The organism is Streptomyces sp. NPDC031265 (genome assembly GCF_055570295.1).
In genome coordinates this window covers 1-23,323 of sequence record NZ_JBVIHM010000049.1, presented here as the reverse complement: position 1 = coordinate 23,323, position 23,323 = coordinate 1, and the positions used below count along the sequence as shown (strand labels likewise).

At 69.2% G+C, this 23,323-nt stretch carries 21 protein-coding genes and 3 pseudogenes; 10 read left to right on the top strand and 14 right to left on the bottom strand.

Annotated features, from left to right (window positions below; translation table 11 throughout):
- Positions 1-302 precede the first annotated feature (302 nt).
- The 3 genes and pseudogenes from ACZ499_RS38545 to ACZ499_RS38535 all read right to left on the bottom strand — a co-directional run.
- A pseudogene (locus tag ACZ499_RS38545) lies at positions 303-517 on the bottom strand (IS110 family transposase); the annotation flags it as partial.
- A 159-nt stretch (positions 518-676) separates the two neighbouring features.
- Positions 677-808, bottom strand: a complete 132-nt coding sequence (locus ACZ499_RS38540) for a hypothetical protein (protein WP_468681669.1) — start codon at positions 806-808, stop codon at positions 677-679.
- Between the two features lie 629 nt (positions 809-1,437).
- Positions 1,438-2,106 (bottom strand): HSP18 transcriptional regulator, encoded by a 669-nt coding sequence (locus ACZ499_RS38535; RefSeq protein ID WP_468681667.1) that lies wholly within the window; start codon positions 2,104-2,106, stop codon positions 1,438-1,440.
- Positions 2,107-2,235: 129 nt separating this feature from the next.
- Between ACZ499_RS38535 and ACZ499_RS38530 the strand changes: the two genes are divergently transcribed.
- From ACZ499_RS38530 to ACZ499_RS38520, 3 genes are all read left to right on the top strand, one after another.
- Positions 2,236-2,670 carry an Hsp20/alpha crystallin family protein gene (locus ACZ499_RS38530; protein ID WP_385534329.1) on the top strand — a complete coding sequence of 145 codons (435 nt, stop codon included), beginning with the start codon at positions 2,236-2,238 and terminating at the stop codon, positions 2,668-2,670.
- A gap of 100 nt (positions 2,671-2,770) precedes the next feature.
- Positions 2,771-3,166: a DUF2267 domain-containing protein gene (locus ACZ499_RS38525; RefSeq protein WP_468681665.1), complete on the top strand. Its 396-nt coding sequence runs from the start codon at positions 2,771-2,773 to the stop codon at positions 3,164-3,166.
- 51 nt (positions 3,167-3,217) lie between these two features.
- Positions 3,218-3,661, top strand: a complete 444-nt coding sequence (locus tag ACZ499_RS38520) for a DUF2267 domain-containing protein (protein WP_468403321.1) — start codon at positions 3,218-3,220, stop codon at positions 3,659-3,661.
- A 455-nt stretch (positions 3,662-4,116) separates the two neighbouring features.
- Here the strand turns inward: ACZ499_RS38520 and ACZ499_RS38515 are convergent, their stop codons facing one another.
- On the bottom strand, positions 4,117-4,539 hold the full coding sequence (locus tag ACZ499_RS38515) for a hypothetical protein (protein WP_468681662.1): 423 nt from the start codon (positions 4,537-4,539) through the stop codon (positions 4,117-4,119).
- 326 nt (positions 4,540-4,865) lie between these two features.
- Between ACZ499_RS38515 and ACZ499_RS38510 the strand changes: the two genes are divergently transcribed.
- The 3 genes from ACZ499_RS38510 (at position 4,866) to ACZ499_RS38500 (ending at position 6,863) form a co-directional block, all read left to right on the top strand.
- Complete coding sequence (locus ACZ499_RS38510; protein WP_468681660.1) at positions 4,866-5,126, top strand: hypothetical protein; 261 nt, start codon at positions 4,866-4,868, stop codon at positions 5,124-5,126.
- Positions 5,127-5,222: 96 nt separating this feature from the next.
- Positions 5,223-5,546, top strand: a complete 324-nt coding sequence (locus ACZ499_RS38505) for a hypothetical protein (RefSeq protein ID WP_385534336.1) — start codon at positions 5,223-5,225, stop codon at positions 5,544-5,546.
- 483 nt (positions 5,547-6,029) lie between these two features.
- On the top strand, positions 6,030-6,863 hold the full coding sequence (locus ACZ499_RS38500; RefSeq protein WP_468681658.1) for a PIG-L family deacetylase: 834 nt from the start codon (positions 6,030-6,032) through the stop codon (positions 6,861-6,863).
- A gap of 596 nt (positions 6,864-7,459) precedes the next feature.
- Here the strand turns inward: ACZ499_RS38500 and ACZ499_RS38495 are convergent.
- The 7 genes and pseudogenes from ACZ499_RS38495 to ACZ499_RS38465 all read right to left on the bottom strand — a co-directional run bounded on the left by ACZ499_RS38495 (position 7,460) and on the right by ACZ499_RS38465 (position 15,883).
- Positions 7,460-8,776: a hypothetical protein gene (locus ACZ499_RS38495; RefSeq protein WP_468681657.1), complete on the bottom strand. Its 1,317-nt coding sequence runs from the start codon at positions 8,774-8,776 to the stop codon at positions 7,460-7,462.
- Positions 8,777-9,220: 444 nt separating this feature from the next.
- Positions 9,221-10,078, bottom strand: coding sequence for an immunity 49 family protein (locus ACZ499_RS38490; RefSeq protein WP_468681655.1), 858 nt, complete (start codon positions 10,076-10,078; stop codon positions 9,221-9,223).
- Positions 9,991-10,443 carry a hypothetical protein gene (locus ACZ499_RS38485; RefSeq protein ID WP_468681654.1) on the bottom strand — a complete coding sequence of 151 codons (453 nt, stop codon included), beginning with the start codon at positions 10,441-10,443 and terminating at the stop codon, positions 9,991-9,993. Before ACZ499_RS38485 ends, ACZ499_RS38490 begins: the two co-directional genes overlap by 88 nt.
- 1,872 nt (positions 10,444-12,315) lie before the next feature.
- Positions 12,316-12,519 (bottom strand): annotated as a pseudogene (locus tag ACZ499_RS38480) (NF041680 family putative transposase); the annotation flags it as partial.
- Positions 12,506-13,057 carry an isochorismatase family protein gene (locus ACZ499_RS38475; RefSeq protein WP_468681652.1) on the bottom strand — a complete coding sequence of 184 codons (552 nt, stop codon included), beginning with the start codon at positions 13,055-13,057 and terminating at the stop codon, positions 12,506-12,508. The gene ACZ499_RS38475 and the pseudogene ACZ499_RS38480, both read right to left, overlap by 14 nt.
- Before the next feature lie 4 nt (positions 13,058-13,061).
- A complete protein-coding gene (locus tag ACZ499_RS38470) occupies positions 13,062-14,420 on the bottom strand; it encodes an MFS transporter (protein WP_468681693.1) in 1,359 nt (452 codons plus the stop codon).
- Between the two features lie 515 nt (positions 14,421-14,935).
- The gene (locus ACZ499_RS38465; protein ID WP_468681650.1) at positions 14,936-15,883 is read right to left on the bottom strand and encodes a LysR family transcriptional regulator; all 948 of its coding nucleotides are present in this window, start codon (positions 15,881-15,883) and stop codon (positions 14,936-14,938) included.
- Positions 15,884-15,963: 80 nt separating this feature from the next.
- On the opposite strand from ACZ499_RS38465, the gene ACZ499_RS38460 reads away from it, so the two are divergent.
- The 3 genes and pseudogenes from ACZ499_RS38460 to ACZ499_RS38450 all read left to right on the top strand — a co-directional run.
- The gene (locus ACZ499_RS38460) at positions 15,964-16,887 is read left to right on the top strand and encodes a DMT family transporter (RefSeq protein ID WP_468681649.1); all 924 of its coding nucleotides are present in this window, start codon (positions 15,964-15,966) and stop codon (positions 16,885-16,887) included.
- A complete protein-coding gene (locus ACZ499_RS38455) occupies positions 16,857-17,354 on the top strand; it encodes a YbaK/EbsC family protein (RefSeq protein ID WP_468403341.1) in 498 nt (165 codons plus the stop codon). The genes ACZ499_RS38460 and ACZ499_RS38455 overlap by 31 nt, the downstream gene beginning before the upstream one ends.
- 228 nt (positions 17,355-17,582) lie before the next feature.
- Positions 17,583-18,053 (top strand): annotated as a pseudogene (locus ACZ499_RS38450) (integrase core domain-containing protein); the annotation flags it as partial.
- Between the two features lie 200 nt (positions 18,054-18,253).
- Here the strand turns inward: ACZ499_RS38450 and ACZ499_RS38445 are convergent.
- The 3 genes from ACZ499_RS38445 to ACZ499_RS38435 form a co-directional block, all read right to left on the bottom strand.
- On the bottom strand, positions 18,254-19,570 hold the full coding sequence (locus ACZ499_RS38445) for a phospholipase D-like domain-containing protein (RefSeq protein WP_468681647.1): 1,317 nt from the start codon (positions 19,568-19,570) through the stop codon (positions 18,254-18,256).
- A gap of 265 nt (positions 19,571-19,835) precedes the next feature.
- Positions 19,836-20,498, bottom strand: coding sequence for a deoxynucleoside kinase (locus ACZ499_RS38440; protein ID WP_468681645.1), 663 nt, complete (start codon positions 20,496-20,498; stop codon positions 19,836-19,838).
- Positions 20,499-21,041: 543 nt separating this feature from the next.
- Positions 21,042-21,569 carry a MarR family winged helix-turn-helix transcriptional regulator gene (locus ACZ499_RS38435; RefSeq protein WP_468681643.1) on the bottom strand — a complete coding sequence of 176 codons (528 nt, stop codon included), beginning with the start codon at positions 21,567-21,569 and terminating at the stop codon, positions 21,042-21,044.
- 176 nt (positions 21,570-21,745) lie between these two features.
- On the opposite strand from ACZ499_RS38435, the gene ACZ499_RS38430 reads away from it, so the two are divergent.
- Entirely contained in the window at positions 21,746-23,059 is a 1,314-nt protein-coding gene (locus ACZ499_RS38430) for an SgcJ/EcaC family oxidoreductase (RefSeq protein ID WP_468681641.1), read from the top strand.
- Positions 23,060-23,323 lie beyond the last annotated feature (264 nt).

Below are 23,323 nucleotides of genomic sequence, written 5' to 3'. Positions count from 1 at the left end.
GGCGACCCCCCATCGGCCCACCCCCCCCCCCCCCCCCCCCCCCCCCCCGCTCCCCCCACCCCCCCGCCCCCCCCCCCACCCGCGTCCCGTGTCCATCGGTCGGCCTGCGCCTGGCCGCTCATGTCTACGAGGAGTGCGTCGATCTCAGAGCGGTAACGGCGTCCGCGCTCAGCTGCTGGTGCTCGATCAGCCTCCCGGCCGTACGGAAGGCATGGTCAAAGTCCAGAGCGATCTCGTCGACCATCACACTGTGCCGATCACCCCAGCACGCCTGCACTTGGGGCGTCGGCCGTCAGCACGGCCAGGGCGTTGACCAGCAGGCGCCGGAGAACTGACAGGTCGGGAACCTCCACCCGTCGATCGGGCCGCGGCCGGTGGGCGTGCATGTCGGTGCGCAGGATGTTCGCCAGGACCAGGGCACGCCGGGGTCGGACTTCTTGCCGCTGACGCTGTGCCGGTCGCGGTAGCGGGAGGCGGCGAGCGGATTGATCGCGAAGACCTTGCGGTTGCCGGTGCGCGGTGATCACGGAGGCGCCGGGCTGTGCCGCCACGAAACCCACCGGCGGGCAGCGACGCCAGCCTCAGAGCGGGTCTCCAGGACCGTGGGGGCCGAAGGCGTTCAGCTGCCCGTTGTCGGCCGCTCACCCGGCCCCTTGCGAGGACCGGACCAAGCTGCCTACGCCTTCGGCAGCGCGGCCAGATCCCGACGGTCCTCGCCGTGGCCGACGACGCGCCACAACGGCCGGTGGGACCCGTGCCGGTTCAGCAGCGGGAGGGTCGTGGTCGCCACGGTGATCCGGTAGTTCACGCTGCCGATGCGACGGGCGCGGTCGTGGAAGGCGGCCTCCCTCCGCCGGGGCCCGCACGGCGCGGGGTAGGTCGAAGACGAACAGCACCGCCGGGAAGGGCCGGTCCAGGGACGGCCCGGCGTAGGTCTCCTGCCAGTGGCTGCGCGGGACGCGGGCGCGTTCCCGCCCCCACCGCCAGGAGTTGAGGCCGTAGCGGACTCTGGTGAGGGCCGGACGCGGCCATGGGATGCGGGTCCGCTGGAGACGGTTGGCGGGCGGCGGAGGCCCTCTCTCGTACCGGCTTTCCCCCTGCAGATACCTCGCTGGGAAGGTGTGCGTACCCGACATGCGCACGAGCGGTGAATCACGAGCGGTGAATTCGGAAGAACAAGCTCCGGATGTCCTTGACCCCGCCCGCCACGAGACGCACCCTCTCGCATCAACGCACCGGCTCCTGGTCTCCGTTCAGGACAGTTCCGGCACGGCTCGGACAGCCGCCTTCACCACGCCAGCGAGTGCGCAGGCACCCTCCCGCAACGGATGTCCTCACTCCCATCGCACACTCGCGGCCTCGCACCCCGGTGCCGTCCATCAACCCACAAACAGAGAGGCGCCGCCTGCCCCTCAACTGCCTCGGACAGGCTACGGGTCACGTGCTGCGCTGGTCGTGGGTGTCCTGGCGGAGTCGGTCGGTGTGCCGGGTCATGGCGTCGATGCGTTCGGTGAGCTCGGCGTCCTGGGGTCGCAGATGGGGCCGAGTGTTGGTCAGGGGCCGGAGGAGACGGGCGGCGTCGTTGTCGGCGAGGGCCTGGTTCAGGTCGCCGATGGCGCCCTGGGCGCCGGTGGGGAGGCCGGTGAGGGAGGTGATCTGGCCGGCGAGTCGGCGCAGGTCGGCTGCGTTGTCGCGGGCCCAGGCGGTGACGGTGCGGTCGGCGGCGCGCATGTCGCGGGTGGCCTGGATGCGTTCCTCGCCGGTGCTACCGGCGGTGCCGGGGCGTAGACGCAGATAGCGGCGTTCTGCGGCCTGGCGGCTGGCGACCCCGAGAGGGCCGGCGAGGTCGGCCCAGCTGGCGCCCTGATCGCGGGCGGTTTCGATCAGGCCGCTCTCCCAGCCGGCGAGCTGCTCGCGGACCTTGCGCAGCATCAGCAGTGCGGCCAGCGCCGGGTGCGGGCCGGAGTCCGGCGGGGGCGTCGCTCGGGCCGTCGGCATTCTTGCGGAGGGCTGCTGTGCGTCCCTTACGGCCTGGTGGATGGTCTCCAGTGCCGCTGCGGCTGTAAGGAAGGGGACTGGTGCGGTCGGCTCGGCGGCTGCGTGCATGACACTCTCCGTCACTATGTCATCCTCCAGATGACTCCCTGCTTGTCATCGTTTCGATGACATGTTACAACGGGAGCACGTTGAAGCGCATTGGCAGTTCCTGCCTGAACCAACTGGAGGTGTTTCGCGATGTTGATGCGCACCGACCCGTTCCGCGAGATGGACCGGATCGTCCAGCAACTGTCGGGCACGTCGGGCACGTGGTCGAAGCCGTCCGTGATGCCGATGGACGCCTACCGCCAGGGCGATGCGTACGTGATCGCCTTCGACCTCCCCGGAGTGAGCACCGAGGCGATCGACATCGACGTCGAGCGGAACATGCTGACCGTGAAGGCCGAGCGCCGGCCCACGGGGAAGTCCGACGGCGTACAGATGGAGCTCTCCGAGCGGCCCCTGGGCGTCTTCTCCCGCCAGGTCATGCTGGCCGACACCCTCGACACCGAGCACATCGAAGCCGACTACGACGCGGGTGTCCTGACCCTGCGGATCCCGATCGCCGAGCGCGCCAAGCCGCGGAAGATCACCATCGGCGGAGAGTCCGGCCGCAAGCAGATCTCCGGCTGACCAGCCCGGCACCAGCGGCGGAGGACGGGAAGTCGATCCCCCCTCCGGCACCCCGTCCTCCGCATACCTCACCCCTTCCCCCTCCCCCGGAGGTGACGTGATGTCGATGCGCCGGGAAGCGTTCTTGTCCCACATCCAGGAACGCGGCGAGTACCAGACCCCGGCGGAAGCCGAACGGGCGGCCCGCGTCGTCCTGGCCCTGCTGGGCGCACACCTGGTCGGCACCGTGCGGGCCGAACTCGCCGCCCGACTCCCCGAGACGTACGCCCTGATCCTCCTCAACCCGCTGCAGGCCGCCGAACCGCTCTCACCCGAACGCTTCGTCCGGGCGACCGCGGCCTGGATCGAGGGCGCCACCGAGAAGACATCCCTCTGGGACATCGGCGCAGTCCTCTCCACCGTCGCCGCGGCCGCGGGCGACACCCTCACCCGCGAGGTCCTGCTCCAGCTCCCGCACGGCTACGACCTCCTGTTCGGCCAGCCCCAGCCCACCTGACCGACGCCGGCCGGAACCCGAACCCTCGAAGAGAAAGGCAACCGCAGCACCATGTACGACCAGCCTCGACCGAACCCGTCCCTGACGGCCATGACGTTCGAGCAGATGCTGGAACGCGTGCGCTACGAAGGTGCCTACCCCACCCGCGAACGGGCCGCAGAACCCGTCCGCAACGTCCTCGCCGCACTCGGTCGGCAGATCACCGGAGACGAACGCGTCGACCTCGCACGCTGCCTCCCCGTCGAGGCCGCCCTCACCCTGACTGCCCAGATCCCCGACACCGAACAGCTCACCGGCTGGGGCTTCGTCAAGGACCTGGCCGCCCGCACCGGCACCACCCCGGCCACCGCCCGCTGGGACACCGGCGCCGTACTCACCGTCGTCTCACACCTGGCCGGGCCCGACCTGCTCGCCCGCATCCTCCAGCAGCTCCCCGGCGGCTACGCCCTCCTCTTCGGCCAGGCAGAACTGCGACAGCCCCAGCACGCCGCCTGATGGGAGCCGCGGAACCGGGGAATGCTCGGTTCCGTAGCCGCCAGCAGGTGCACTTTCGCCGCCGGAAGCACTGACTTCTCAGGTCAGACCGCGCCCCTGCTGGTTGTCGGTGGGCCAGACCGCTGATGGCGTGCCCGCCATTCGTGGATCTCACCGGCGCGGTCCCCGTCCTGAAACGCGCGGGCGCAATCAGCGTGCGGCGGGCATCCCCTACGGGAGCCCAACGGGAGGCAGCGCTGCCTCTGGCGAGGCGCCGCGGCCCGGACACCCGCCACCAGCGCGGCACGCGACCCGGAAATCCTGAACCACGGACTCACCAACGAGCGTCAGGGCGGGCGGCGGCCGCGCACTTCACCCGGCCGCTCGCCAAGAGCGCGCCGGGACCTACCCGCGGGGGGCTGAGCCGCCCGCTCAGCCCCCGTTGCCGGAGGGACGGCCCAGGGTGCAGATGGGCGTCACCTGTGGGCTGCGCGGTGGCCGAACCAGTGCCTGCCTCGGCGTGATGTGCGGGTTCGGGCCAGGTCGTCCGTTCCCTGCGCGTCTGCCTGCGCGCCTGCCTGTGCGCGGGCGGTGTCGCGTTGGTCGATGAGGTCGTCGCGTTCCCGGTCGATCACGGCCTGCTCTCGGCGTGACTGGCGCAGGCCGTGGCGGGCTGCGCTGCGGCGGGCCCCGGCGAGGAGCAAGGCAAGGCCGAGGAGCGCGGCGGCGCCGACGATGATGCCGTAGAGGAAGAGGTTGCCGGTGGAGCCGGTGACGTGGTAGCCGAAGACGGAGAATCCGCCCGTGAGATCGTGCGCGCTGCCGGCGTTGGCGGATACCCCGGCCACAGCGATGACGAGTGCGGCGATCAGAATGATGAGCCCGAGGATGACGAACATGGCGCACTCCAGGGATCTGGTTCTTCCTCCACAGTAGACACCTCCGACCTGCGGAGCCATCGTCGGCGTTCGGGCCGGATCTACCCTGAAGGGAAACCCCGCTCGCAGCCGCGCTCCCGTGATCGTCTTCCGAACGTTCGCCGGTCTGTCCCGCCGTACCCGGGCCGCGCGGCTCCCTGTGCAGCTCTTCGCGAATCGACGCTGGTGGGGCTCGACACCGCAGCCCGCAAGGGCAAGCATGGCGGCGGGCCCCCCGTCATCACCGACGACAGGCTCCACACCGTGCTTCGGCTCCGCGCGGGCGCCGAGCCGCCGCCGGCTTCGAGGTGTCCTTCACCCTCGCCCCACCACACGCCACCGGCCAGTACCTGGGCGTATTCGGCCTGGGCGCCGGACTGGCCGAGGCCCTTGGGCCGGGTCTGCTCATCGCGCTCTGCATCACCTGGGGCCGCCCCGGCTGGTATGTCGTCGGAGCCATGTTCGCCCTGACCGGCCTGGCAGCACCACCCGCTGTCCGCTGGGCACAACACCACCAGCACGCTCGGCAAACGCAGCCTGACTCCATGGCCAAGGCGCAAGCCGCCTGATCAGCCCGAAGAAGCGGTCCAACATCCGCTCCGGCTGGGAACCGGCTCCCTCTTCCCGCATCCCCGAGCCCCGCCCAAGAAAGGCATGATGACCCGATGGACAAAGAACTCCCCACCGCTATCCAGCAGACGCTCGCCGCCCTCAACAAGGTGAACGAAGCACGGCCCTACGACCACACCCGCCAGGTCATGACCTTCCTCTACCAGCAGGGCGACGAGGCCATCGACCTCGGCCTCTTCGAGGGCCCCATGCCCATCCCCGCCGTAGGCCAGAGCGTGACCCTGTGGACCACCGGCAACCCGCTGACCGTGACCCGCGTCGAGACGCACTACGGGTTCGGCCGGCACGGCGAGGACTCGCACGGCGCACAACTGGCGTCTGTCCTGGTCTTCGTCGAACCCGCCGCCGAGCGACCGTAGTTGCGTACGGCGAATCCACGTCGGCTTCACCACCTGCGTACCCGGACACCGAAGCACCGCCGGCCGCAGGGCTTTCGCGCATCTCCCATGCGATGCCGACACCCGTGCCACGCTGCCCCCGGATTCTGCCGGACGTGTCCCTCAACCCGCACAGGGGCGGCCGCGGGCCTTCCGTCAGGAGGTCGCGATCCGTGCATCGGCCTGGCGCGGTCCGGGCCGATGCAGCAAGCCCCGCGCCCTCGCGAAAGCCAAGGCCCAGAGTTTTCCGGTGTGCGGCGGGAACAACCGGTACGGCCAACACTGTTGCACCGGCGAAGAGACCGGCGCCGCGCGGGCGGGGAACACAGAGACCAACGGGCCGTCCTGTTGTGATACGGGGCACCTCGGGTTCGCGGTACGCCCGGTCATCCGACGTTGAGGGGCGGCCGCTCATGCGCTCGCCACGGACTCGGACCGAGACGTTTTCACACTGGAGGACTTTTCATGAATAGCAGGCCCTTGACGCTCATGGCGGTACACGCCCACCCCGACGATGAGGCCACTGGAACAGGAGGAGTCCTCGCGCGGTACGCGGCGGAGGGCATTCGCACGGTCCTCGTGACCTGCACCGACGGCGGTTGCGGTGACGGACCGGGGGGTGTGAAGCCGGGCGATCCCGGACACGATCCAGCGGCCGTCGCTTTGATGCGGCGTCAAGAACTCGAGGCCAGCTGCGAAATCCTGAAGGTCAGTCATCTGGAGATGCTGGACTACGCCGACTCGGGGATGATGGGCTGGCCGACCAATGACGCCCCCCGCTCCTTCTGGCAGACACCCGTCGAGGAGGGCGCTGCCCGACTCGCGGAACTCTTGCGGCGCTACCAGCCCGACGTGGTCGTCACCTACGACGAGAACGGCTTCTACGGCCACCCCGACCATATTCAGGCCAATCGCATCACGATGGCGGCGCTGGCCATGACCGGGCTGACACCGAAGGTGTACTGGACGACGGCGCCCCGCTCGATGATGCAGCGGTTCGGGGAGGTCATGCGCGAGTTCGGTGCGGACGGGCAGGAACCGGATCCCGCTGAGGCCGCCGCGCTCGCCGAGATCGGACTCCCCGACGAGGAGATCACCACCTGGGTGGACACCACCGCGTTCGGCGGCCAGAAGTTCGACGCGCTGGCCGCACACGCCAGCCAGGGCGAGAACATCTTCTTCCTCAGGATGGGCCAGGAGAGGTTCACCGAGTTGATGGGCGTCGAGACCTTCGTACGTGTCCAGGACACCACCGGCGCGGCCGTGCCCGAGAACGACCTCTTCGCCGGAATGCACTGATCCGCCCGCCCTGGCGCTTCGGCCAGTGCCCCTCGCAGCCGGTCGGCATCGATGCATCCCCGGGCCGGCAGCGGCATACCCGCCTCCATGGCACGGCGGTGTTCGCCTACCAGCGACCTGGGCACGCACCAGACTCACCCTCACGGCCTTCGTGCTGAACGTGTGTCTTCCTTGGCCGGAGTACATGTTCCGGACGAAGGCCGCTTTCGTGCCCGCCGGATACCGAACCCGGATGAACCAGTTCGACGCACCCTCCGGTGTCCGTTGTCTGCGGTACCGGGCGAGCCCTTCGTAGGTACAGGACGGGTGGCGGACGCCTCGCCGGGAGGGGGCGTCGGCGAGGCGCACCCCCGTCTGGCAGCACCCGAACCGGCGCCAGCGTAGACCGACCGAGTTGGCCGGGACACGACGACGGCTTTCCCGCGCGGGTCACGTCGCGTGCCGGACGCGCAGAGGTGACCTGCCGCAACGCCACGGACGCCCGGCTGGGACACCCCAGCCGAGCGTCTGCCTCACCTATGCGCGGTCCGAACACCCACTGCGCTGCCGCATCGCCCCGTGGACTACATCAGTTCCAGGGGCTGTCCTGGGCCGCACTACCGCCGGCGAACGGCCCGCCGTACTCCCACACCCGCAGCCAGCAGAGCCAGCGCACCAGACCCGATCACCGCGGCCGACGATCCGGTCGAGGCGAGGCTCCCGCCCTGTCCCGAGCCGGACGTCGTACCGCCGCCCGTGGTCGTTCCACCGGTCGCGGTGGACCCGCCCGCCGCAGCCGTCCCTGCCGACGACGAGCCCGAGGAGCCGGAGGTCCCTGCTGTTCCCGCCGAGCCGGACGTGCCCGAGGCACCCGAGGTGCCGGACGTACTCGTCCCGCTCGTCGTCCCGCCGCTGCCTCCCGTGGTCGAGCCCTGGCCCGTCGTCTTCACGACGATGTCTGCCCGGTTGTTCTGCAACGTGGTGTCGTAGGACATGTACGGGCTGCCCACGTAGACGGCCCCCTTGGCGGTTCCCGCACGCGGGCCGAGCTGCAGCTCGAAAGGGTAGGTGGTCTTCTCGTTCTCCAGGACGAAACTGCCGGTGGGGCACCGGTAGTCGACGCCGGGCTGCAGCTTCGGGGCGTCCAGGGCGGTCGTGTCCGGGTCGGCCACGAAGCACCCCTTCGGCGCCTTGACGACCTTGACACCCTGGGGGAAGTCGATGTCGACATAGGCGACGTGGTGGAATCTCCACAGTTCACTCACCCAGGCGGGACCGAGGTTGCGGAATTCCACGGCCGCCTGCACGCTCGCCCCGGCAACGCCCTCGACCTGGGTGCCCTTGACGGACAGATCCGCCGTGTTGGGGTAGAGGAACTCGTCGTCCGAGTTCAGATTCGGCGCGGGCTGCCCTTGAGGCAGCTTCTCCAGCTTCAGCTCGGGCCCGGTGCCCTTGACCGCGGAAGACTGGCCGCGTAACTGCGCGCGCGTGGCCGGGGTGTCGGCGTAGGCCTCGGTCCGAAGCCAGTCCTTGTACGCGACACCCCGGCCCACCACGTCCACCTTGGGCACCACGTCGTACGCCGTGCCGGGCTCGTACGTGCCCGGCACGAAGCAGAGCACCTTGCCGTGGTAGGGCTCGACCTTGGCGACGTCCTCCGGGGTGGTGCTGTACTCGCAGTTGGAGAAACGTTGCGTCAGCTCCATCCCCCGGGTGGTACGGAATTGCAGGATGACTCCGTCGACCGTGTTCTGGCCCTCGTTGACGAGGGTGAAACGACCGTGCTGGACGACGTCACGCGCACTGTTCTTCGGCAGGTCGCTCCATCCGAACTTCAGCCGTCCGTCTGTGGACTGGTCCGCCGCGTGCGCCTGGCCCACTGCGCTCAGGGTGAGCAGTGTGGCGGCGGCGAAAACCGTGAAGGGAATTCTCATGCCGGTCCAGACCCGTGGTCCACTCCGAAGGTTGTCCCACTGTTACTGGTCTGTTTCATTTTCTCGTTTTTGTCACAGCCCTCCGTCTTCCCCCTCCCTCCTTCCCGTCCCCGCGCCCACCCGGCGCCTGGGTGGCGAGGCGAGCTACCGCGGTCCGGGTGCAGTCGGCTCCTATGCGCCCGGTCGGCCGTGCCGGTGGGGTCCAGGCACAGCCGGACGAAAGCGCCCGGTGTGGCACCAGGTCCCGCGCCGACACGGACCCACCCGTCGCCCCGGAGCCCCCCTGACAAGGCCATGGGCTGATCAGAATCCGCCTTGCTGCCCGGCCTCGTCCCCCAGCTCGACGGCCACACCGTCGCAGAACCTGGGCAGCCACAGGCGCCATTCCGTGCTTCGACTTTGCGGTGGACGACCCAGCAGGGGCGTTCCGCTGTGGACCCGCCGTTAGAAGGGCTCAGCGGCCCGCAGGAGACCCTGCGGAAGGTAGGCCGATTCGACCCGGATGTCCCAGCCGCGGCGGCGAGCGTGGCAGGCCAGGCCGAGGACATCGAGGTCGACGGAAGCATCCGGATCGTCGGCGCGGTCGGCGACCTGGTAGTAGTCGCGGTGGGCTTCGAGCGCGTCGGCCAGGGCCATATTGAAGCTCTCCTCGTCGCCCTCCACGAGCTGCGACAGCAGCACGGCCGGCGGCATGGCGAAACCCCAGTCCTTGGCCTTCTCTGCCTGCTGCAAGGCCCGCTGCGCGGCCGGTTCGGGATCGGTACCCTTCAGGTAGGCGTGGAGGGCTTCGCGGTACGCGGCGAAGGCGGAGCCGTCCGGGCGTGCGAAGGCAGGGCCGGTGAGGACCAGCGGGGCGAGGTCCCCGCGTGCGCCGGTGATGAGGGCGAATGCAGTGGCCTTCTGCCAGTTGCCGGCCCCGGCATTCTCGTCCCGCTGGGCCGGGTAGCGCAGTGTGCGGCCGTCGATGGTCACCTCGACCTCGGTGCCCGGCTCCGCCAGTGCGATGCGGAACAGGGCCGCCCCCATCTGGGAGGCCAGCCGAAGGTTCGCGAGCTGGACGTCTGTGACGCCGCCGGGGTTCCCCGCGCGCCACTTGAAGAGGCGTTCCTGGTCGCTCATGACGCTGTTGAGCCGCCAGACAGCGAGGGGTTCTGCGTCGACGGGGGTGAACGCCTCCCGTGCGTGTTCCTCGTACATGGCCTCGATCTGCGGGTTCACCGTCCAGTCGAAGGCCGGCCGCTCCACCACCAGCGGGCTCGCGGCGAGCGCCGCCACCGCGTCCGGCCGCCGGTCCCGATCCACTCCGCGGGCGTGACGCTCTCTTCGGGGGCGTCCTCACCCGGGTCGTAGCTCATGCCGAAGTTCACGTACTCCAGGAAGACCTGGAAACTGCAGTGCGGGTGGTACGCCGCGTAGGCGACGGCGCCGGCCGCGGCCTCGGAGGCGTCCTTGAGGGCGGCCTTGGCCTCCGAGGTGTCGAGGCCAGGTGTCTCGACGGAGAGCGCGCCCAGGTAGTCGAGGAACTCCTCGGCGATCGACTGCCACTCGTAGGTGGTCATCCGGCCGGCCCGCGACATGGACCGCACCCGGCCCCCGATGCGGTTCGTGAAGTCCTCGCGTGCTGCCGACACGACGGGCCCGCCCACCTGGTGACGCTCTATTCGCACTGCCCTGCTCCTTGATCGAATCCCTGCGGACAGCCTAGGCGCGGGATCTGACAGGCCGGCTGCTGCCGGGCATGGGCCTCTAGGGCGTGTATCGAGGAAGGTCACATGAGAAAAGTTCCGACGGGATGCGTATGACTGGGCAACTGATCGATCTTGTGCGGTCTCGGTACGCCGGGGCATCGAGGAAAGGACATGCTCGATCGTTCAGATGCCTATCTGATCGCCAGAGACGCGTCGGTTGCCCGTACCCGGTCACTTCGGGCGTGTCGGCTGAGGAGGACTGTGATGCGAACCGACCCCATCGAACCGCGGGGAGAATACCTTTCGGAACCCGACGTCGGCCGTTCGATCACGGAGGCTTTCCATGACGTTCTGGACGCCCTGGACGCCGTACGCGCCGAGCTGCGCACAACCGATGTCTCTCTGCAACACAGCCTCAGTGGGCCCTCGCTGGGGACGAGTCCGCAGTCCCCGCCCCTGCCTCACACCGTGTGGCGGGACGACCACGGCCGCAGTCGCCCGCCGTCTCTGCCCGATGTCGCGGCCACCGAGTCGTCGCGCGAATCCGCTTCCGGCGTCGAGACCTGGGATGCGTTCCGGCCGCGGAAGGAGATGAGCCCGGCGTCCGGGGAGCGCACCACCGTTTCGGAAGCAAATCCCGTACAACCCCTGTGGGCACGTGGGACGCAGCTTCAGGACACCATCTCTGCAGCTGCCGTGGGAGAACCCGAGCGCGCGGACCGGACGAGAGGGGCAGATCCGGGCAGTTGGTCCTCGCGTCGAGGTTCCGTCCCTCTCCGGTCGGCCTGGGACATGCCTCCCACAGGCGAGGCAGTCCAGTTGGACCGAAGGAGGGACACGCCTCAATCGAGCAGCGACACCCAGCACCAGAATCTCACCGCTCCCGGCAGGGGGGTCGAATGCCACGCACCGCAAGAGGACGGTCTTCCGCCGGCTCAGCCGAGTCGGCGCCGGACCTCAGGTCAGTTCAGCAGGTCAACACGACCCGTGGGCAAGGCCGGCAAGCTTGCGGGAGCCTGCGGGATCGGCGTGGTAGGAAGCCTCGTTGTCGTCGGTTGGATGCTGAGCAGTGCCGGCACGTCATCATCACAACCCCCGCTGCCCTCGGACGATCCGAGCCCACAGCTTCCCGACACCGGCGGACACGCCGGGACGCCGAACCCGGGCGATGCCGCGGCGCCGCTCCCCCCCACCCCCACTCCGGGGGACCAGCAGAGGCACTGGTTCTCGCATACCCAGCACAATGGCTACCAGCCTGCTGGGCACTACGGCATCACGATCCAGTCGGCTTCGGCCAGGTTTCAGGATCCGATGAACTCCGGTCGGCTTGGCCAGGTTTGTCGGCCTGAGGCTCAGAGCGATTCGCAACCCGCACGTCTCCCTTCGGCTCCATCGGCTGCCAACACCACGCCGACATCCGCTCCCGCGACTCGATCGCCGCGCCACCAAACAGGCGAGGTCGGGACACCGAGCCAAGCCGCCACACCCGCCTACCACAACGCACCGGGGCCGAGGACGGAGAAGACGCAGGCGAACACGGCGCCCGGGCAAGTGCAGGGGACGCCGGTCAGCCATGAGAGCCAGAGCAGTGACGAACCCGTCGGTGCGGGTCAGCAGGGCCGAACTCAGCAGACGGGCACGGCGCAGCAGACCGAGGGCGTCGAGCCCGTCGAATCACACCGGCAGGGCTGGTCCGCGCGTCCGGCACCCTCGCCGGAGCCTTCTGGCGGGACGGGGGTGTGGGCAACGAACGGACCTGTTCCGGGCTGAGTCCGGCCTGCTGGACGAGGGGCGCGGTATGTGCGCCCCTCGTAGGCGCAGCCGGTGCGCGCTCACTCGCTGGCTTGATCTCTAACCTGTGCGGCGGGGTTCTGGGTTGGTTGACTTCTTCGTTTGCCGCTTGAGTGGCCGCGGTTTGCGGGGTGTGTGCACGTCGTGGCGTGGAGTGGGGCGGGTGTTCTTCCGGCCCGGTGGCCGTCCGGGACCGGGCCGGGACCGTCGCCCCGCCGCCATGGCCGTACGGCGGCGAGCCTCCCTCGCCTTACCCCGCAGGTGCATTCAGCTCCGGCGCCATAAAGTCAACCTCTATGGCAGGCAGGACCCGAACGCTGCGATCAGGGAAGTCGATGTGCCGGTAGATTTCGTTGTGATGGGCGATCGACTGGTCTGGTGGGGCAAAGTCCGTCGGCTGGCAGCGGACCGATGTGGTGTGCCCGTCCGTCACCAGCACCAGGTCGTAGCCGTGGCTGAGGGCCTGGCGGGCGGTCGTCTCAACGCAGTTCTCGGTGGCAAAGCCGGTGACAAGGACCTCGGTCACGCCGAGCCGGATCAACGTCTCGTCGAGATCGGTGTCCAAGAAGGCGTCCGCACAGGTCTTCGTCACCACCGGCTCTCCATTGTGCGGTGCCAGTCCGGGCAAGGCATCGCCGCATCCTTGCTGCTGAACCGTGATGACGGGAACGTTCGCAGCACGCGCCCGAGAGGTGAGCTGCGCGATGGTTCCGACGGTTCTCTCAAGGCGGTGCATGATGGGCCCCATGTCGTGCTGCATATCGATGACGAGGAGCGCGGCGCGGTGCGGCGTCGGTGGCATCGGCCTACCGTAGCTGTCCCTCGGCCGTGGCGACCCACAGTCCCGAGGCATCGTGTTGGCCCGCATCCGCGACGCGCGTCCGCCCTGCCAGGCAGGCGGCAGCCGCGATCGGCAGGATCAGGAGCGCGTAGGCTCCGGCAAACGCCGGGAGCCGGCTCGTTGACGCCGCTGAGACCGCGGTGAACAGAGCCGACGTCACGGCCAGGACCAGGGTCTGGCCGAGGCTCTGCGAGGTCTGCATCGCGCCGCTTGCGTAGCCCTGCCTGTCAGCCGGAGTGTGCGCGAGTGACAGCAGTGTGAGTGACGGCGTCGCGAGCCCCATGCCGACGGCGGCCATCGCCATCGAGGACACCGCCGCGGCAGGGGGCACCGCCGGCATGGTGCACAGTGCCGCCACCGCCACCGCGGCCGCCATGATTGCGGCCCCGATGGCGACCAGCCTGTGCCGCGGCACCCGGTCCTGCAGGCGGCCCTGCACCCAGGAGGCTCCGGCCCAGGCAAGTGCCGCTCCGGTGAACGCGAACCCCGTGACCACGCCCGGCACATGGCGCGCCGTGCTGAGCATCAGGGGGACGAAGGCTTCCAGCGTGAAGAACGCGCCAGAGGTCAGCGCCCGCAGGAGCACCGTGGCGGGCAATCCGCCCCCGGCCCGCCAGGTGTGCGGTGGCAGCAGCCTCGGGGCGAACGCCACGAGCAGCACCACACCGACCGACGCGCACGCCGCGTGCCATGCGTTCCAGGCGGAAACACCGTACTGGGTGAGAGCCGCGGCTACGCTCACCGCCACAGTGGCGGCCAGGGCGGGCCTACGCACGGATGCCTCGGGACTTCCAGGTCCTTGCGATGCTGCTGGCTTTGCTGGGCGAAGGAGCAGCACCGCGGCCGCGGCAGGGATCAGGGTGAACCCGGCGACGCCGAAGAACACCACTCGCCATGACCACGACGCGGCCACGAACCCGGCGAGCGGGGGGCCGGCCAGTGACGGCACGATCCAGCACGCACTCATGAGAGAAAGGGCGCGGGCGCGCAGGTGATCCGGGTAGGACTGCCCGATGGCCGCGTTGACGGACACGGCCACCAGGCCCGCCGCGATCCCGTCGGTGAAACGTCCCAGGACCAGTTGCCAGATGGTGGTACTGGTTGCGGAGACGAGGAGTGTCGCGACGGTCAGGACCACCCCGGCTGTCAGCGGTCGCCGGGCCCCGCCACGATCCGCCCACGCCCCACCCAGCACACCACCGAGCAGGCTCGCCGCCACGAACGCCCCTGCCACCAGCGGGTAGAGACCGACTCCGTCGAGGTCTCGGGCGGCCACCGGCAGCAACGGCATCACCGCCAGCGCCGCGAACCCGGTCAGGAACATCACCGCGGCGAAACTCGCCGTGACTGCCAGATAGGTACGGGAGAAGAGTCCGGGGGTGGGAAGGGGCTCCGATGGTTCACGGGGGTCGCTTGTCACCGCAGCAAGCTACGGCCCAGCTCCGGCCCGGGCCAGCGCTTTTCGGGGAAGTCCCCGTGGGTGCGCGGGAGTGCGCCGTCGGACGGACGCCCCCTGACGGTCACGGGGTGTATCGGGCAGCCTGGGCCGCGGCCTCTTCGGCCTGCTGCGGACAAGGTGGCGAACCGTCAACACAGGGCACTAAATACATCAGTTGAGGCGAGTGCCCGCCGTACCGACCGCTGTGATCGAACATCGGCCGGTGGTCGGTCACGACAATGTCGCACCAGTCCAGGACCTGCTCGTGTCCATCCTTGCATCAGCCTTCGACTGCATGTCGTGGGCCACGACGAGCGGATGGCGTTTCATTGTGCGAGCGAGATAGTTGGCATCGTACGCCAGCAATTCGTGACCAGAACTCAGATGGCCAACTCGCCGCTTCAGGCTTCGGCAGGGAGTGTCTCTTTCTCACCGGAACCCGCGTTGACGTCTCGGTTCCGGATCGCTGCGGCTGCATGGTCGAGTTCGTTGAGCACCATCCGTACGGCTCGCCGTGCGGAACGTTCCGGGCGGTGGAGCACATCGATATGGCGTCGGGTGTGCACGCCACTGAGCGGCCGGAAAATCAGTGCGGGGTGCGGACGAGTGGTCCAGCGTGGCATCAGAGCCAGGCCGCCTCCGGCGGCTACGGCTTCGGCGACCACCGTGAATTCGTTGATGCGATGGACGATGTTGAGCCGCCGGTTTGCGGCGGTCGCGATGGCGTCGATGGTCGCCATCAGTGGAAAGCCGTCGTGAACGGTGATCCAGGGTTGATCGGCGACGTCTCGCGGGGTGAGGCGTCGTTTGGCGGCAAGGGGGTGGTCGGCCGGCAGAGCGATGTCGAGCGGTTCGCGCAGCAGCGTGCTGGCGGCGACCGAGGCCGGCCAGGGTGGCGCCTGGTCGAGGCGGTGGGCGAGTACGAGATCGTAGTCCCGGGTCAGTCTCGGGAAGTGGTCTTGCGCGACGTCCTCGTCGGCCAGCGTCAGATGCGGGCGCCCAGAGCCGGTCCGGCCACGCAGCAACAGCGGGAAGAACGCGGCGGCCGCGCTGTGGAAAGCCGCCACCGACACACCCGCGTCCGGCCGGTCGATGAATTCCTCGATGGTGTGCCGTGCCCTGGCGAGCGCGGTCTCCACCTCGATGGCCGCGCTCGCCAGAGCGTTCCCGGCGTCAGTGAGCACCAGCCGCCGTCCATCGCGCTCGGTGAGCGGGACGGGGATCGAGCGTTGCAGCAGTCGTAGCTGCTGGGAGACCGCCGAGGGAGTCATCAACAACGCCTCGGCGGTCGCGGTGACGCTTCCCAGTTCGCCGAGCTCTCGCAGGATCTGCAGCTGTCGTTCATTCACCCTCTCAGTGTAGTGATACTTCAAGATCTCTTAAGAACTTCGCCCTTGGCTTCAGCGTGGAAGCAATGCAGCGTAGGGGGGTGTTCCACGCCCGCCGCACTGACGCAGTGCTTCTACTTGTCGCCATCGTCTGGGGCTCCAGCTACCTGGCCGCGAAGACGGCCACCTATGCCCTGCCCGTCCTCGTAGTGCTGTTCGCACGGTATGCGATCTCCGGGATCGCCTGCCTCGCCCTCGTCGCCATCCGGCAAGAGGGGCGCTACACGCGAGACGAGGTGCGTATCGGGTCCTTCCTGGGGGTCACCCAGGCTGCGGTCCTGGTTCTCGAGACGTACGGCGTCGCGCACACCAGCGCGGCCAACGCCGGCTTGATCATCAGCCTCACCATCGTCCTCACCCCACTGCTGGACCGCACGGCAGACAACGGCCCACTGCCCGCGCGCTTCTTCGCCGCCGCAGGGTTGTGCCTGCTGGCCGTCACACTGCTCATGTCTGGCAGCGGCTTCCACACTCCCCGCATCGGCGACCTGCTGATGCTCGCCGCCGCGGTGGTGCGCGCAGTGCACGTTGCGCTCGTGGGGCGACTGACGAAGGGCCGCGTTGTCCGGCCGTTGCAGCTCACGGCCGTCCAGACGGTTCTCGGCTCGGTGCTGTTCGCCGTGCCGGCCTCCAGCGGCCTGCCGAGGCTGACTCAGGTCGATCCCGGGGTCTGGGGCCGGCTCGTCTATCTGGCCCTGTTCTGCAGCGTGTTCGCCTTCCTTGCCCAGACCTGGGCGGTACAGAACAGCTCCGCAAGCCGGGCCAGTCTGCTACTCGGCACCGAACCGGTCTGGGCCGTCGCGGTCGGCATCGGCCTCGGCGGCGAAAAGGTCACCGCCCTTGCCGGCCTCGGGGCGGCGCTCATGGTCACCGGAACGTACTGGGGACAGGGCATCGAACGCACCCACCGCACCACCCACAAAAAGGAGTCCCCATGCCGGACAACGACACCTACCAGCGTCTGATCAACCTGCTCGACAGCACGGCAACCGTGTACAAGCTCATTGACCACGAACCGGAAGGCACAACCGAAACGGTCAGCGCACTGCGCGGACACCCGGTGTCGGAAGCAGCGAAATGCCTCATCCTCATCGTCAAGATCGACCGGCGAGTCACTCGCTACGTACTCGCGGTCGTCCCCGGTGACCGGCGTGTGGACCTCAACGCCATCCGGACACTGTTCGCCGCCCGCTACGTCGGTTTCTGTGACGCAGCCACGGCCGAGCGACTGGCCCACGCCGTCCCCGGCACCGTCCTGCCCTTCAGCTTCGACCCCGAACTTGAACTCGTCGCAGACCCAGACGTCATCGCCCAGCCCTGCCTCTACTTCAACGCCGCCCGCCTTGACCGCTCGCTGGCCATCTCCGGCGCGGACTACACCAGGCTCGCCGAGCCCCGCATCGAACGCATCGCCAGTCCAGTACCGAACTGACACAACTCAAAGCCCGCTGATGTCGGTCGGCACGACCGTGTGACGCTCTGCCGGTGAGTCGTCTGTCCGCGGGCCCAAGCTTTCCGAGCACGGCAGCAACAGCAGATGAGGCGCGGGCCCACCCTCACCGGGGCGGCGCGACGGCCTTGCGGGCGCGATCCAACAGCAGCCGATTGTGCTCCAACCAGTCCGAGGCGACACCGCGCCGGCACCCGCACCGCAACCTGCGTTGACGACGTCATTTTTCACACGGACAGGGGCGCGCAATACAACGCGGCGGCCTTCACGGACGTCTGCCGCCGGCACGACATCCGCCGCAGCATGGGCAGGGTCGCCTCGAGCTACGACACCGCCGTCGCCGAGTCGTTCTTCCAGGGCCTCAAACGCGAGTTGCTCCACGGACGCCGCTGGACCTCCAAGGCGCAGACCCGGCTCGGGCTGTTCCGCTGGCTGGCCCCCTACAACCGGCGCGTCCCGCGGACGGCGACGAGGAGCCGCCGCTGTGCCGTGGATACGGAGAGCCGTTGCCGAAGGCGACGGCGGTGTTCTGCTCGTCGGCGTGCCGCTCGCGCCACTGGCTCGTACGGCGCCGGATGCGGGCGAGGACCGAGGACAAGGGCACGCTTCCCGCCGCGGGCCGGGGGCGCGAGCGGCACGCCGACGAGGAGGCGTGTTCCGGGACGGCTCAGCTTCCGGTGAGGGCGATGGCCAGGTCCGTGATGTTCAGTGGGAACTGGGTTCGCCCCTGGGAGAGACGCGGGGCACGAGCGTTTCGGGCCCCGAATCATCATGTGGACGGCCCCGGGGCCCTGATGTCAGCGATGGGTACGGCAAGTCGACCGGATCAGCGCCGAGGCGGATGCGGACCGTCTCGTTGGTCTCCTCGATGTGGTCGAGGGTCAGCCGGGAGATCCGACGCGGGCCACCTGCTGGTCGGCCAGCGCGCGCTGGGCGCGGAAGTTCTCGCGGTAGGCGTCGTGCACCGCGGCGTCGTCGTACTTGAGGAGCGCCTCGTCGTTCGTCGTCAACGCGCTCTTCGTGTACGGGTGGCTGCCAGTGAAGACGATCTTCTGGTCGGCCTTGCCGAGGTAGGTCCCGTCGATCAGAAGGTACTTGGAGTGCGTGGCCATCGCGTTCCGCGTCTTCGGGTCGCCGTCGCCGTCGTCCGCGTCGTCCAAGCGGTGCAGGGCGATCCCGCCGAACCTGGTCGGCTTGGACAGCTGGTCGGCGATCGCCGTACCGGCCCCTTCGACGTCGAGGTAGCGGTAGACGATGTCGACGTAGCAGCCCGCGTCGTCGAGCTCCCACAGCTTCTTGGCGACCTCGGGCCGGGTGATCTGGTGCATCGCGACCCGGACGACGGTACGGCCGTCCTCGGTGCCGTGGCCCGGAGAATTCCCGTAGCAGGCGGGCTGCCCGTCCACCGGGTCGTCGACGCTGTTGAGGATGTTGAGGATCGGGTCGGAGGCAGCCCGGGGGAAGAAGTACGCCTTCGCGTTGCCCGCCGGATACTCCGCCGGGTAGTCGGCGACCTGCGCCTTCGTCCCGGCCTGGGCAGCCGCGAGGTCGTTGAAGTAGCCGGTGTACGCGGCGTACAGCGCGGTGTTGCCAGCCACGGTAAGCGCGTCGTTGAAGGCGTGCTGCCGGTCCCACGGGGTCTGGTTGGCGGACGTCTGCACGACCACGTCGTCGACCGGGACCGTGCCCGCGCCGCTGCCGGTGGTGTGGGAGAAGAGCACGAACTTGTTGTGGTTGACGCCGTGGAAGGAGTCGTCCGGGTTCGGGTCCTTGGCGAGGCACGCCTGGTTCTCCGCGCAGACCCGCACCCAGGAAGTGCCGGACCCCGTCGCGGGCTTGAGGCCTTCGACGAGCTTCGGGTACGTGACCTTGCCCGCCCAGTGCAGCAGGCTCTCGTTGTCCAGGACGACCTGGACGTTCACGCCGCGCTGGTGCGCCGCGGTCAGCCGGGCCGCGAGGTAGTCCGAGCCGAGCACGTACATCGACATCTTGATGTCCGAGCCCCTCTGGGCCCCGTCGACGAGCCGGGCTATGTGGCCGAACACCGCGTCCTGGGCGGCCGCGTCCCCCGTCGGGTTGTTGAACACCGCGCCTGTGGTGACGAGCGGCGCCGGATCGGCAACGGCAGGGGCGGGAGCGCCCGCGAACAGTGCGGACACCCCCAGCGCCAGGGCGGGCAGAGATCGGGTCGTCTTCATACCGCACACTGTATACAGCCGTATACCCAGGGCTCGGGGCACCCACCCCGCCGGGAACAGCAGATCCGGACCAACCCTGTGGTGCCCTTGTCCGCAGCAGTGCCGGGAGCAGTAAAGCCGGACGTCTGCCAGGTGGGTCGCATGAGCCGGTGCCGGCGGACGTCCGGTGACCGCTCACTCGACTTCGATGGCGATGCGGTCGGCGGACGGGAGCCGAATGGGCGTTTCGTCCCGTCCCAGGCATATCCGATCCCGCGGAACGGGCTCAGATGCGGCGCCTGGCCGCAGCCAGGGCCTCCTTGACCTCGCGCCCCACACGGGCTGCATCCTCAGGGTTGTTCACCACATCGGTGTGGTTCATGTCGACGACGAGGACATCGCTGGCCGAGTAGTGCTGGTGCACCCAGTCGTCGTAGCCGGACCACAGGGTGCGGTAGTACTCGACGAGAGTGTCGTCCTGCTCGAAATCGCGGCCCCGCAGCCCGATGCGGTGCAGTACCGTCTGGAAATCCGCCTTGAGGTAGACCATGAGATCGGGTGCCTTGCGGTACGGCAGGCTGTCGATCTCGCGCATCATCTCGGCGAGCAGTCCCTCGTACACCTGCATCTCGAGGGAGCTGATCCGGCCCAGATCGTGATTGACCTTGGCGAAATACCAGTCCTCGTAGATGGACCGGTCCAGGACGTTGTCACCCTGCTTGTACGCCTCCTTGATCGAGGCGAACCGCGTCTGCAGGAAGTACAGCTGAAGCAGGAAGGGGTAGCGCTTCGCCTGGATCTCCTCGGGGCTCGCCGTGTAGAACAGCGGAAGGATCGGATTGTCTTCCACGTTCTCGTAGAAGACCGTGCTGCCCAGCTCCTTCGCGAGCAGTTCGGCAACGCTCGTCTTACCGATCCCGATCATGCCTCCGACGCAGATCACTGCCATACCTCGCTTCTCCCCGGGGGTCATCTGTGTGCGGGCGGGCGGCCCACATCGCTGAGACGCACGCCAGCGGGGTCACCCGACTCCCCTACGGCCTTCGTGCTCAGCATCATGTGGTCCTCGTCCAGGCCGAGGCCCCGACGCAGGCCGGTGTCCTCGACCGGCCGGACCGGCCGTTGCGCAGGTGCCGCGTACCGCGAAGCGCCCACCCTCCCGCGGCCACCCTGAAGAATAAACGGCCACTCACCCCGCACCGGCCAGAGCCCCACCACCCACCCCACCGGCACGGCCGAAATCGGCAGAACCCTTGACACCTTCGGGCCCGGCACTCCTTGGGGTGCCCGGCCCGGGTGGGTCAGGTCGGGTCAGCGGCCGAGTGCCGCGCGCCGGGCGGTCGCCGGGCTGCCGTCGAGCCCGGCCCGCCCGCCGACGGCACCAGCAGCCCGCTGGCGATGTCCAGCAGAAGGAGTCCGACAACTGTCGCGGCGCATCACCGGGCACCCGTTCCGGCAGAGTCCCGCGGGCACCCCCGCGGCCCGGATCGCCTCAGTGCGTCGTCGGTGTCCGCGGTTGGTCGCCGAGGGAGATCAGCAGGGTGCGGAGGAGCCGCACGAGTTGTTTGCGCTCGGTGGGGGCCAGGCCGCCGAGGAGGCGTTCCTCGTTCGCCAAGTGGTGTTCTACGAGGTCCTCGATGGCGCGGATGCCCGCGTCCGTCAGGGAGATGAGGACGCGGCGCCGGTGGGTGGAGTCGAGCTCCCGGTCGACGAGGCCCTTGTCGACGAGCCGGTCGATGCGGTTGGTGAGCGCCGCCGAGCTGACCATCGCGGCCGTGCTGAGCTCTCCCGCGCTGACGGTGTACGGCGGGCCCGAGCGGTAGAGCGTCGCGAGGACGTCGAACTCCCACGGCTCGACGCCGTACTGCGCGAAGTGCTCTTTGAGGGCCCGCTCAAGCAGGCGGGACGCACGCGACAGGCGGCCGATCACGGCCATCGGCGAGCAGTCGAGGTCGGGCCGGACCTGCTGCCACTGCCGGATGATCGCGTCCACGCCGTCGCCCGGTGGGGTTGCCGCCATGTGTCCTCCCTTGTGGGGTCCTGCCTCGCCCGGCCGTCGAACCGACTTCGCCAGGAGCTTAACACTTCGACGTCGAAGTTTTTGACATCGCGATAGCCCCGTGTCTAATATTTCGACATCGAAGTTTTCGACCAGCGCTCAACCAGGGCGCCAGGCTTCCGTGAAAGGTGATCCCCGTGAAGGTCCTTCTCATCGGCGCTTCCGGCTACATCGGCTCCGCCGTCTCCGCGCACCTCGCAGACGCCGGACACCAGGTGGTCGCGCTGGTACGTGACGCCCACCGCCCGGACGCCGGACAGGAGCAGCGCGTCGGAGACCTGACCGACCCCGCCTCACTCACCCGCGCAGTCACCTCCGACATCGACGCCGTCGTCAACCTCGCGCCCCCGACCGGCGACGCCGCGGTAGACGCCGCAGCGATCACCGCGCTCGCCGACCCGCTGCGCGGCACCGGGCGCGCGTTCGTGTACGCGAGCGGCGTATGGGTCCTCGGCGCCACCGGCCCGGACGCCGCCGACGAGAACGCCCCCGTCAACCCGCTGCCGATCGTCGGATACCGCCCGGCAATCGAGCGCCAGGTGCTCGACACCGCTGACGCCGGCGTGCGGGCAACGGTGATCCGCCCCGGCATCGTGCACGGAAACGGCGGCGGCATACCCGCGCTGCTCGTCGACCTCGCTCGCAAGCACGGGACCCCGACGTATGTCGGCGAGGAGGCCGTGCACTGGCCGATGGTGCACGTCGACGACTTGGCCGACCTGTTCGTCGCCACCGTCGAGAAAGCGCCCGCCGGCAGCCTGTGGCATGGTGTCGCCGAATCCGCCGTCCTGGTACGCGACCTCGCGGCAGCGGCCGGAGCGGCGGCCGGGGTCGACGGCGAGCCGCGGTCGTGGCCTCTGGAGGACGCCCGCGCGGAGCTCGGCGCACCGTTCGCCGACGCGCTCGCCCTCGACCAGACCGTCAGCGGGGACGCGGCACGCGCAAGCCTCGGCTGGCTGCCGCGGCGAGCGGGAGCGGTCGCCGACGTCCGCCAACTCTCGTACCCGCAGGTGGACACGAACAGCATCGAGGTGTTCGGTGCGGAGGACGGGCAGCAGGCCGACGTCGAGGCCATCGTCCGCTTCGTGGCGGGCGTCCAGTACGCGCAGCAGAAGGAGCTCGTCGACGCGTTCATGAGCAACTTCCGCAAGCAGCACCCGGTGTGGACGACCGCGCACGGCAAGCGGCTGTCGGGCTGGGACGAGATCGACGCCTTCACCCGCCAGGTGCTGCCCGGCGCGATGAAGCAGTCGACGGCCACCTACGAGGTCGTGCGGATCCTGTTCGTCCGCCCGGACGTCGCCGCGGTCAACGTCCGCCAGCGGCCGGTCACCCTCGACGGACAGCCCATCGAGGACCAGCCGGAAGGCCGCCCGATGTACGTCCTCGCCAAGGACAACGGCCGCTGGCGGATCGCGGCCGCACAGAACACCCGGGTCTTCTCCGGCTGACACGCCGGATGCCCGATCGTTGGGGCTGCCGGTGCTGATCCGCTGACGCGACGGCAGCCGGCCCAGGCCCGGCGCATGCGTGCGGCCTGGGTGCAGCGTTCAGCAAGAAAGCGCCGTTTCCCGGTCGTGGCGCACTCCTCAGTCGCGACGCGGACGGTTGCGGATCCGGTGAGGCGGTCCTAGGGCGTGTTTCGAAAGTAGCGTCGTCCGCCCGAAGGGCGGGACACGGAGGGGGGGGGGGGGGGGGGCGCCACAAAGGAGGGA

Bases quoted from the DNA above. Each gene is read 5' to 3' on its own strand.
- ACZ499_RS38535 (WP_468681667.1), bottom strand. From the start codon at position 2,106: ATGCACGCAGCCGCCGAGCCGACCGCACCAGTCCCCTTCCTTACAGCC.
- ACZ499_RS38530 (WP_385534329.1), top strand. From the start codon at position 2,236: ATGTTGATGCGCACCGACCCGTTCCGCGAGATGGACCGGATCGTCCAG.
- ACZ499_RS38525 (WP_468681665.1), top strand. From the start codon at position 2,771: ATGTCGATGCGCCGGGAAGCGTTCTTGTCCCACATCCAGGAACGCGGC.
- ACZ499_RS38520 (WP_468403321.1), top strand. From the start codon at position 3,218: ATGTACGACCAGCCTCGACCGAACCCGTCCCTGACGGCCATGACGTTC.
- ACZ499_RS38515 (WP_468681662.1), bottom strand. From the start codon at position 4,539: ATGTTCGTCATCCTCGGGCTCATCATTCTGATCGCCGCACTCGTCATC.
- ACZ499_RS38505 (WP_385534336.1), top strand. From the start codon at position 5,223: ATGGACAAAGAACTCCCCACCGCTATCCAGCAGACGCTCGCCGCCCTC.
- ACZ499_RS38500 (WP_468681658.1), top strand. From the start codon at position 6,030: ATGAATAGCAGGCCCTTGACGCTCATGGCGGTACACGCCCACCCCGAC.
- ACZ499_RS38495 (WP_468681657.1), bottom strand. From the start codon at position 8,776: ATGAGAATTCCCTTCACGGTTTTCGCCGCCGCCACACTGCTCACCCTG.
- ACZ499_RS38475 (WP_468681652.1), bottom strand. From the start codon at position 13,057: ATGCCACCGACGCCGCACCGCGCCGCGCTCCTCGTCATCGATATGCAG.
- ACZ499_RS38470 (WP_468681693.1), bottom strand. From the start codon at position 14,420: ATGTTCCTGACCGGGTTCGCGGCGCTGGCGGTGATGCCGTTGCTGCCG.
- ACZ499_RS38455 (WP_468403341.1), top strand. From the start codon at position 16,857: ATGCCGGACAACGACACCTACCAGCGTCTGATCAACCTGCTCGACAGC.
- ACZ499_RS38445 (WP_468681647.1), bottom strand. From the start codon at position 19,570: ATGAAGACGACCCGATCTCTGCCCGCCCTGGCGCTGGGGGTGTCCGCA.
- ACZ499_RS38440 (WP_468681645.1), bottom strand. From the start codon at position 20,498: ATGGCAGTGATCTGCGTCGGAGGCATGATCGGGATCGGTAAGACGAGC.
- ACZ499_RS38435 (WP_468681643.1), bottom strand. From the start codon at position 21,569: ATGGCGGCAACCCCACCGGGCGACGGCGTGGACGCGATCATCCGGCAG.